8 protein-coding genes are annotated in these 8,390 nt (G+C 74.3%); 5 read left to right on the top strand and 3 right to left on the bottom strand.

Annotated features, from left to right (window positions below; all coding sequences use genetic code 11):
* Positions 1-80: 80 nt before the first annotated feature.
* On the bottom strand, positions 81-290 hold the full coding sequence (locus tag ACWC24_RS06710; protein ID WP_450661728.1) for an acyl-CoA carboxylase epsilon subunit: 210 nt from the start codon (positions 288-290) through the stop codon (positions 81-83).
* A gap of 15 nt (positions 291-305) precedes the next feature.
* Complete coding sequence (locus ACWC24_RS06705) at positions 306-1,898, bottom strand: acyl-CoA carboxylase subunit beta (RefSeq protein WP_450661727.1); 1,593 nt, start codon at positions 1,896-1,898, stop codon at positions 306-308.
* Positions 1,899-2,008: 110 nt separating this feature from the next.
* Here ACWC24_RS06705 and ACWC24_RS06700 point away from each other — a divergent pair, with 110 nt between their 5' ends.
* Positions 2,009-2,875 carry a biotin--[acetyl-CoA-carboxylase] ligase gene (locus ACWC24_RS06700; RefSeq protein WP_450661726.1) on the top strand — a complete coding sequence of 289 codons (867 nt, stop codon included), beginning with the start codon at positions 2,009-2,011 and terminating at the stop codon, positions 2,873-2,875.
* 270 nt (positions 2,876-3,145) lie between these two features.
* On the top strand, positions 3,146-4,309 hold the full coding sequence (locus ACWC24_RS06695; protein ID WP_450661725.1) for an adenylate/guanylate cyclase domain-containing protein: 1,164 nt from the start codon (positions 3,146-3,148) through the stop codon (positions 4,307-4,309).
* A 91-nt stretch (positions 4,310-4,400) separates the two neighbouring features.
* On the opposite strand, the gene ACWC24_RS06690 is transcribed toward ACWC24_RS06695, so the two are convergent.
* Positions 4,401-5,117, bottom strand: coding sequence for a hypothetical protein (locus ACWC24_RS06690; RefSeq protein WP_450661724.1), 717 nt, complete (start codon positions 5,115-5,117; stop codon positions 4,401-4,403).
* A 94-nt stretch (positions 5,118-5,211) separates the two neighbouring features.
* On the opposite strand from ACWC24_RS06690, the gene ACWC24_RS06685 reads away from it, so the two are divergent.
* The 3 genes from ACWC24_RS06685 to ACWC24_RS06675 all read left to right on the top strand — a co-directional run bounded on the left by ACWC24_RS06685 (position 5,212) and on the right by ACWC24_RS06675 (position 8,320).
* Positions 5,212-6,228 carry a hypothetical protein gene (locus ACWC24_RS06685; protein WP_450661723.1) on the top strand — a complete coding sequence of 339 codons (1,017 nt, stop codon included), beginning with the start codon at positions 5,212-5,214 and terminating at the stop codon, positions 6,226-6,228.
* A 12-nt stretch (positions 6,229-6,240) separates the two neighbouring features.
* Positions 6,241-7,041, top strand: a complete 801-nt coding sequence (locus tag ACWC24_RS06680; RefSeq protein WP_450661722.1) for an enoyl-CoA hydratase/isomerase family protein — start codon at positions 6,241-6,243, stop codon at positions 7,039-7,041.
* Positions 7,042-7,177: 136 nt separating this feature from the next.
* Positions 7,178-8,320 (top strand): diguanylate cyclase domain-containing protein, encoded by a 1,143-nt coding sequence (locus ACWC24_RS06675; RefSeq protein ID WP_450661721.1) that lies wholly within the window; start codon positions 7,178-7,180, stop codon positions 8,318-8,320.
* Positions 8,321-8,390: the final 70 nt, after the last annotated feature.

The raw sequence follows: 8,390 nt of genomic DNA, 5'->3' as shown, positions 1-8,390 counted from the left end.
ACCCCCCCCGGGGGGGGGGGGGGGGGCCCCCCCCCCGGGGGCCCGCGGGGGCGCCCCGGCGGCCCCCCCCCGCGACGTGCTCAGCCGGGCCAGTAGGTCCGGGCCCATGCCGTGGGGCCCGGCCGGGGCACCGGACGGGTGGCCACCCGGGCCGGGTCGGACCAGGAGTCCCGCGGCGTGGGCGCGCCGGACGGCACGGCCTGTGCCGCCGCGGCGCGCGCTCGGACCACCGCCAGTGCGGCGGCCAGCTCCTCCGGGGTCGGATTGCCCCGTACGACCTTGATCGTCACAACCGCTCCCAGGGTCTAGAGGGGGATGTTGCCGTGCTTCTTCGGAGGCAGGGATTCCCGCTTGGTGCGCAGCTGACGCAGACCGCGCACGATGTGGCGGCGGGTGTCCGACGGCATGATCACGGAGTCGACGTAGCCGCGCTCGGCCGCGACGTAGGGGTTGAGGAGCGCGTCCTCGTACTCCTGGATCAGCCGGGCGCGGGTCGCCTCCAGGTCACCGGCGGCCTCCGCCTCGGCGATGGTGCGGCGGTGCAGGATGTTGACGGCGCCCTGCGCTCCCATGACCGCGATCTGGGCGGTGGGCCAGGCGAGGTTGAGGTCGGCGCCCAGATGCTTGGAGCCCATGACGTCGTACGCGCCGCCGAAGGCCTTGCGGGTGATGATGGTGATCAGCGGGACGGTGGCCTCGGCGTAGGCGTAGATCAGCTTGGCGCCGCGGCGGATGATGCCGTCGTGCTCCTGGTCGACCCCGGGCAGGAAGCCGGGCACGTCCACGAAGGTGAGCACCGGGATGTTGAAGGCGTCGCAGGTCCGCACGAAGCGGGCGGCCTTCTCACTGGCCTTGATGTCCAGACAGCCGGCGAACTGCATCGGCTGGTTGGCGACGATGCCCACCGGGTGGCCCTCGACCCGGCCGTAGCCGGTGATGATGTTCGGCGCGAACAGCGGCTGCGTCTCGAAGAACTCGCCGTCGTCCAGGACGTGTTCGAGCACCGTGTGCATGTCGTACGGCTGGTTCGCGCTGTCCGGGACGAGCGTGTCCAGTTCGAGGTCCTCCTCGGTGACGGACAGGTCCGCCTCCTCCGCGAAGACCGGGGGCTCGCTCAGGTTGTTGGACGGCAGGTACGACAGCAGCTGCTTGACGTACTCGACGGCGTCCTTCTCGTCCCCGGCCATGTGGTGCGCCACGCCCGACACGGAGTTGTGGGTGCGGGCACCGCCCAGCTCCTCGAAGCCCACGTCCTCGCCGGTGACGGTCTTGATGACGTCGGGGCCGGTGATGAACATGTGCGAGGTCTGGTCGACCATGACCGTGAAGTCGGTGATGGCGGGGGAGTACACCGCGCCGCCCGCGCAGGGGCCGACCACCAGGCTGATCTGCGGGATGACACCGGAGGCGTGGGTGTTGCGGCGGAAGATCTCGCCGTACGCGCCCAGCGACGCGACGCCCTCCTGGATCCGGGCGCCACCGGAGTCGTTGATGCCGATGACCGGGCAGCCGGTCTTCAGCGCGAAGTCCATGACCTTGACGATCTTCTGTCCGTAGACCTCGCCCAGCGCGCCGCCGAAGACGGTGAAGTCCTGGGAGAAGACGGCCACCGGCCGCCCGTCCACGGTTCCGTAACCGGTCACGACGCCGTCGCCGTACGGGCGGTTCTTGTCGAGGCCGAAGTTGGTGGAGCGGTGCCGCGCGAACTCGTCGAGCTCGACGAACGAGTCCTCGTCGAGCAGCAGCTCGATGCGCTCACGCGCCGTCAGTTTGCCCTTGGCGTGCTGTTTCTCGACGGCGCGTTCCGAACCGGCGTGCGTCGCTTCCTGGATGCGGCGCTGCAGATCCGCGAGCTTGCCCGCGGTGGTGTGGATGTCGATCTCTTCCGGCTCGGACATCGGGATACGGCTCCCTGCCTGCTCAAAAGGGGGGACGGTTACTCATCCGTAGAGTAGTGGCGGCCCTACCGTTCGGCAGTGCGGCGTTTCACACACCTAGGGTGGCTTGCATGACGCCGCGAGATGACTCCCACGGAAACGACAGTCCCTGGTCCGATCTGGATCGTCCGCCCCTCAACGCGGCCGCGTTGCGCCGCGCGCTGGTGCGTCCGGGAAGCCTGTGGACGGAGGTGGAGGTGGTGCCCTCGACGGGCTCCACGAACTCCGATCTGGTGGCGCGGGCGGTGAGCGGCAAGCCGGCCGAGGGCGCGGTTCTGCTCGCCGAGGAGCAGAGCGCCGGGCGGGGCCGCCTGGACCGCCGCTGGTCGGCACCGCCCCGCTCCGGCCTGTTCTTCTCCGTCCTGTTGCGGCCCAGTGATGTGCCGGTGGCCCGCTGGGGCTGGCTGCCGCTGCTCACCGGGGTCGCCGTGGCGACGGGACTGGCCCGGGCGGCGGCCGTGGACACGGCCCTGAAGTGGCCCAACGACCTGCTGGTCACGGTCGGGGGCGAGGAGCGCAAGGCGGGCGGGATCCTCGCCGAGCGCGCCGGGGAGGACGGCGTCGTGATCGGCGTCGGCGTCAACGTCACGCTCCGCGAGCTGGAGCTGCCGGTGCCGCAGGCGGGCTCGCTGGTCCTGGCCGGGGCGCAGACCACCGACCGGGATCCGCTGCTGCGAGCCGTGCTGCGGTCCTTGGAGGACTGGTACGTGCGCTGGCGGGACGCCGGGGGCGATCCGGTGTCCAGCGGGCTCCAGGAGACGTACGCGGCGGGCTGCGCGACGCTCGGCCGGAGCGTGCGGGCCGAACTGCCGGGCGACCGTTCGATCGTCGGCGAGGCGGTGGCGGTCGACGGGGACGGACGGCTGGTGCTGGCCACCGGCGAAGGGGTGCAGGAGCCGGTCGGGGCGGGCGACATCGTGCATCTGCGACCTGCCTGAGGTGCGGGCGGACCGTCGGGCGGGTGTCATGGAAGGGCCGGTACGTGTCATCCGGCCCGCCCGGCGTCCGGGGGCGCGGTCGGCGGACCGGCGGGGGCCCGGGGCTGCCGAGTGCCCGGCGGGGCCCGTACCGGCCTGTGACGACGCCGGGTGACGCACGCGCACGGGAAGGGAACGTCCGCTCCACCTGACGGAGTGAGCTGGCGCACACCTGCCGTAGAGTGAAGGCCGGTCGATACCTGACCGTGGCAGATCGGAAGGGCAACAGGCGTGACCGTCGACGACACGGGCTCCGGCGCGGACGCGGACGGCCGGGTCGATCCACCCCCGTTTTCGTCCTCACCCGAGCGGAACGAGCCGCAGGACGCCGAATCCGACGGGAACCCCCTCGCCCTGCGTCTCGAACAGCTCATCCTCGGCGCCGAGCGGCGCTACACGCCCTTCCAGGCGGCCCGCAGCGCCGGTGTCTCCATGGAGCTGGCGTCCCGGTTCTGGCGGGCCATGGGATTCGCCGACATCGGCCAGGCCAAGGCGCTCACGGAGGCGGACGTGCTGGCGCTGCGCCGGCTGGCCGGTCTCGTGGAGGCGGGCCTGCTCAGCGAGGCCATGGCCGTGCAGGTGGCCAGGTCCACCGGGCAGACCACCGCCCGGCTGGCCGAGTGGCAGATGGACTCCTTCCTGGAGGGGCTGACCGAGCCGCCGGAGCCGGGGATGACCCGCACCGAGGTGACGTACCCGATCGTCGAGCTGCTGCTGCCCGAACTGGAGGAGTTCCTCGTCTACGTCTGGCGCCGGCAGCTCGCCGCCTCGGCCGGCCGGGTCGTGCAGGCCGCCGACGACGAGGAGATGGTCGACCGGCGGCTGGCCGTCGGCTTCGCCGACCTGGTCGGCTTCACCCGGCTGACCCGGCGGATGGAGGAGGAGGAGCTCGGCGAGCTCGTCGAGGCCTTCGAGACGACCTCCGCCGACCTGGTGGCCGCCCGTGGCGGGCGGCTCATCAAGACGCTCGGCGACGAGGTGCTGTTCGCCGCGGACGACGCGGGGGTCGCCGCGGAGATCGCGCTGCGGCTCATCGAGACCATGGCCAACGACGAGACGATGCCCGAACTGCGCGTCGGCATGGCCTTCGGCACGGTGACGACCCGGATGGGCGACGTCTTCGGCACGACGGTCAACCTCGCCTCACGGCTGACGTCGATAGCCCCGCGCGACGCCGTCCTCGTCGACGGGGCGTTCGCGCAGGAGCTCATCCGCACCGGTGAGGCGCCGGTGTCCGAGGCGGAGGCGGCGGAGGCCGCGGCCGCCGCCGAGAAGGAGGGCGAGGAGCCGCCGACGTACCGCTTCGCGCTGCGGCCGATGTGGCAGCGGCCGGTGCGCGGACTCGGCGTGGTCGAGCCCTGGCTGCTCACCCGCCGCGACGGCGACCAGCGGTAGCCGGGGGCCGCGGGCGGCCGGCAGCGGCGGTCCGGTTCCCGCTCTCCGGTTCCCGGTGTTCGGTGTCCGGTGTCCGGTTTCCGAAGCCGGGTCAGCGGACACCCGGGTCCAGTACGTCCACGCACAGACCGATGACCGGCACGCACAGCCCGGGCGCCGTCTGCTCGCCCTGTTGGTCCCGCTGGTCCTGTCGGCCGTGCTGGTCCTGCTCGTCCCGTTGATCCCGTTGATCCCGTTGATCCCGTTGATCCCGTTGATCCCGTTGATCCCGCTGGTCCGGCTGCTGGTCCGCCGGGGCGGCGGTGGCCGGTGGCGGTACGGGCCCCGGGGCCTTCGGGTGTGGGGTGGCGGCGTTGGTGACAGGCGTACGGGGTGCCGCGGCGGACGCGGAGGCACCGGCGCGGTCGGCGGAGTCCGCCCCGGGGGCGAGCGAGGACGACGACGCCCGCGCCGAGTCCGCCGGGACGGGGGTGACGCGGGTGGTCGTCGCGACCGGGCCCGACCCGCCTGCCGCAGAGGTCGACGAAGGGCTCACCCGAGGCACGGCCGCGACGGTGGCGGCTGCGGTGGGCGACCAGTCCCCGCCGACGTCCGGGCTGGGCCCGGCCTCCGCCGCGCCGAGCCCGCCGACACCGGAATCGGGCGCCATCCGTACGAGGCTCAGCACACCGGCGGCCAGCGCGAGCCCGCCCGCCGCGAGCAGCACCTTGCGCGGGCGCGGCCTGCGGTGCCGGCCCCGGGAGGCCCAGGGACGACCGGTGACCGGGGCCGGAACGCGGATCGGCCGCCGAGCCCCGCCGGGGCCCACACCACACCCCTTGCCCGCCACCACCCGCCCCACGCCTGCCGCGTCTGCCGGGCCTGCTGAGGTTGGCGTGCCCGTCCGGCTCGCCGTGGCCGGCATGCCTACCGACCTCGCCGCACCCACTGACCTCGGCGTGCCTGCCGTGCCTACCGACTTCGCCGCACCCGCCGACCTTGCCGCGCCCGGCGTCCTCGGCGTGCCTGCGGTGGCCGCCGGCCCAGTCGCGCCAGCCGTGCCTGCCGACCTCGCCGTACCCGCCGACGTTGCCGTGCCCGGCGTCCTCGGCATGCCTGCGGTGCCGGCCACGCCTGGCGTGTCCGCCGCCTTCGGTGTGGCCGCTGCGGCGGGCGCGCCTGCCGCGCCTGCTGCCTCCGGTGTACCTGCCGTCCTCGGCACGCCCGCCGTGCCCGGCGTCCTCGGCACGCCCGCCGCGCCTGCCGTCCTCGGCGCGCCCGCCGTGCCCGGCGTCCTCGGCACGCCCGCCGCGCCTGCCGTCCTCGGCGCGCCCGCCGTGCTGGCCGACCTCCGCACCCCCGTCGACCCCGCCGCGCCCGCCGACCTCGGTGTGCCTGCTGTGTCCGCCCTGCCTGGTGCGCCCGCCCTGCTTGGCGTGCCCGCCTTGGCCGCTGTGCCCGGCATGCCCGCCGTAGGCGCTGCGTCTCGAGTGCCCGCGGTACCCGCCGTGCTCGGCGTGCCCGCCATGCCCGCCCCGCCCGGTGGACGAGCGGTACCCGCCGTGCCCGCCCCGCCCGGCGCGCCCGCCGTGGCTGCTGCGGTCGGCGTACGCGCCGTGCCCGCTGCGGCCGACGTGCCCGGACCGCCTTCGGCGGAAGCCGCCGCGGTCGCCGCCGCTGTGGTTTTGCTGATCGGTGCGGTCTTCTCGGCCGCTGTGTCCGTCATCGTGATCCCTCCCCGATGCGCCCGCGCCCCCGTTGTGCCATGGCGGAGCGCACGTTATGCGCTGCCATGGGCGATCGGCCGGGGGTTGGGCGAGATGTCACTCGAACGGGGAATCGGGTGTGGGGTTCGGGAACCGTCCGCGGGGGAGCCCGCTCTTTCCCCCGCGGGGCCGGGCTGCGATGATCGGGCGGAGTCGGATGTTAACCCGCGTTAACCGGAGGGTGTCATGAGCGAGGAGCGGTTCGGGGAGTTCGTGCTGGTGAGGCGGCACGGTGACGGGCATGTCGCCGAGCTGGCCCTCGACCGGCCCAAGGCCATGAACGCGGTCTCGACCGAGATGGCCCGGTCGATCGCCGCGGCCTGCACGGCGCTGGGCGACGACCGTGACGTACGGGTCGTCGTGCTGACCTCGACCCATGAGCGGGCGTTCTGCGTGGGCGCCGACCTGAAGGAGCGCAACTCCTTCACCGACGCCGACCTGATGCGGCAGCGGCCGGTGGCGCGGGGCGCGTACACCGGGGTGCTGGAGCTGCCGGTGCCGACGGTCGCCTCGGTGCACGGGTTCGCGCTCGGCGGGGGCTTCGAGCTCGCGCTGTCCTGCGATCTGATCGTGGCCGACGCCACCGCGGTGGTCGGGCTGCCGGAGGTCTCCGTGGGCGTGCTTCCGGGCGGTGGTGGCACGCAGTTGCTGCCGCGCCGGATCGGGGCCGCGCGGGCCGCCGAGCTGATCTTCACCGCGCGCCGGGTCGAGGCGGCCGAGGCGCGGGAGCTGGGTCTGGTGGACGTCCTGGTGGAGGAGGGGCGCGACCGGGAGGAGGCGCTGGCGCTGGCGTCGCGGATCGCGGCCAACTCGCCGGTGGGCCTGCGGGCCGCGAAGCGTGCGCTGCGGCTCGGGCACGGCCTCGACCTGCGGGCCGGCCTGGAGGTCGAGGACGCGGCGTGGCGGTCGGTGGCGTTCTCGGGGGACCGGGCGGAGGGCGTGGCCGCGTTCAACGAGAAGCGCAAGCCCCAGTGGCCGGGCGAGTGAGCCGACGGCTGTCCGGCGGCGTGCCGGCCCGGGGCCGAGTCCGCCCGTTCCCGCCGCCGGACCGGCAGCCGCAGTCCGTCCACCTGTTCGCCGTATCAATGTCCCGGTTGTCATGGAACCTCCCTAACCTGGAGTGATGGGTGAGGACAGTCGGCTCGCGGGCGTGGTGGCGTTGGCGCAGGGGATGGCGGCGGCCCACACCCCCCGTGAGTCATGGCGGGCGGCGGCCCTCGGGGCCTGCCGTGCGCTGTCGGGGAGCTTCGCCGCGCTGTCGGTCTGGGAGCGGGAGCTGGGCCGCCTGCGGGTCCTCGTGAACGTGGGGGACCGGGCCCCGGACGAGGAGGAGTTCCCCGAGGCCGAGGCCTACCCCGTGCACCAGTTCCCGGAGATCACCGAGTTCCTGCACGAGCGCTGGGCCGCGGGCGGGGAGCCCGACGCCTGGGTCGAGACGGCCTTCGGCCCCGCCTCCGGTGGTTTCGGTTACTGCCATCAGAGGGTGGCCGCGCTGCGGCGGCGGGGGCGGGGGTGCTGTGTCGTCGCGCCGCTGGTGATGCACGGGCGCGCCTGGGGGGAGCTCTATGTCGCCCGCGCGGCCGACGCGCCGGTCTTCGGTCGCGACGACGCCGACTTCGCCACCGTCCTCGCCTCCGTCGTCGCCGCCGGGATCGCCCAGACCGAGCGGCTGGAGGAGGCGCGCAGGCTCGCCTTCACCGACGCGCTCACCGGACTCGCCAACCGCCGCGCCGTGGACATGCGCCTCGACGAGGCGATCGACCGGCACCGGCGCGAGGGCGCCGCGGTGGGCCTCGTGGTCTGCGACCTCAACGGCCTCAAGCGGGTCAACGACACCTGCGGGCACGCCGTCGGCGACCGGCTCCTCGAACGGTTCGGGTCCGTCCTGTCGCTGTGCGGGGCGATGCTGCCCGGGGCGCTGGCCGCCCGGCTCGGCGGCGACGAGTTCTGTCTGCTCGCCGTGGGGCCGCCCGCCGACGACGTGGTGCGGACCGCGGGCGAACTGTGCCGCCGCGCGGCCGAGCTGGAGCTCGGCGACGGCGTCGCCTGCGGGGTGGCGTGCACCGAGGACGCCATCGGACCCGTCCGCTCGGCCCGCAGGCTGTTCCGGCTGGCCGACGCGGCCCAGTACCGGGCCAAGGCGCTGCGGGCGGACCGGCCGGTCGTCGCCGGGCGGGAGGGGCCCGACGACCCCGTCGTACGGCTGGCCGACGCGCCCTCGCGGGAGGCGAGCCCGGAGCGCCGCCGCTTCCGAGGGCGCCGCTGACGCCGGTCCGGCGTGTGACGGAGTCGGTAAGGGGTGCACCGGGCACCCACTGGTGACATCTCGGAATTCA

The organism is Streptomyces sp. NPDC001443, from assembly GCF_053597355.1.
The sequence above is the reverse complement of the archived record's forward strand: the minus strand, read 5'-3'. Positions and strand labels throughout refer to the sequence as shown.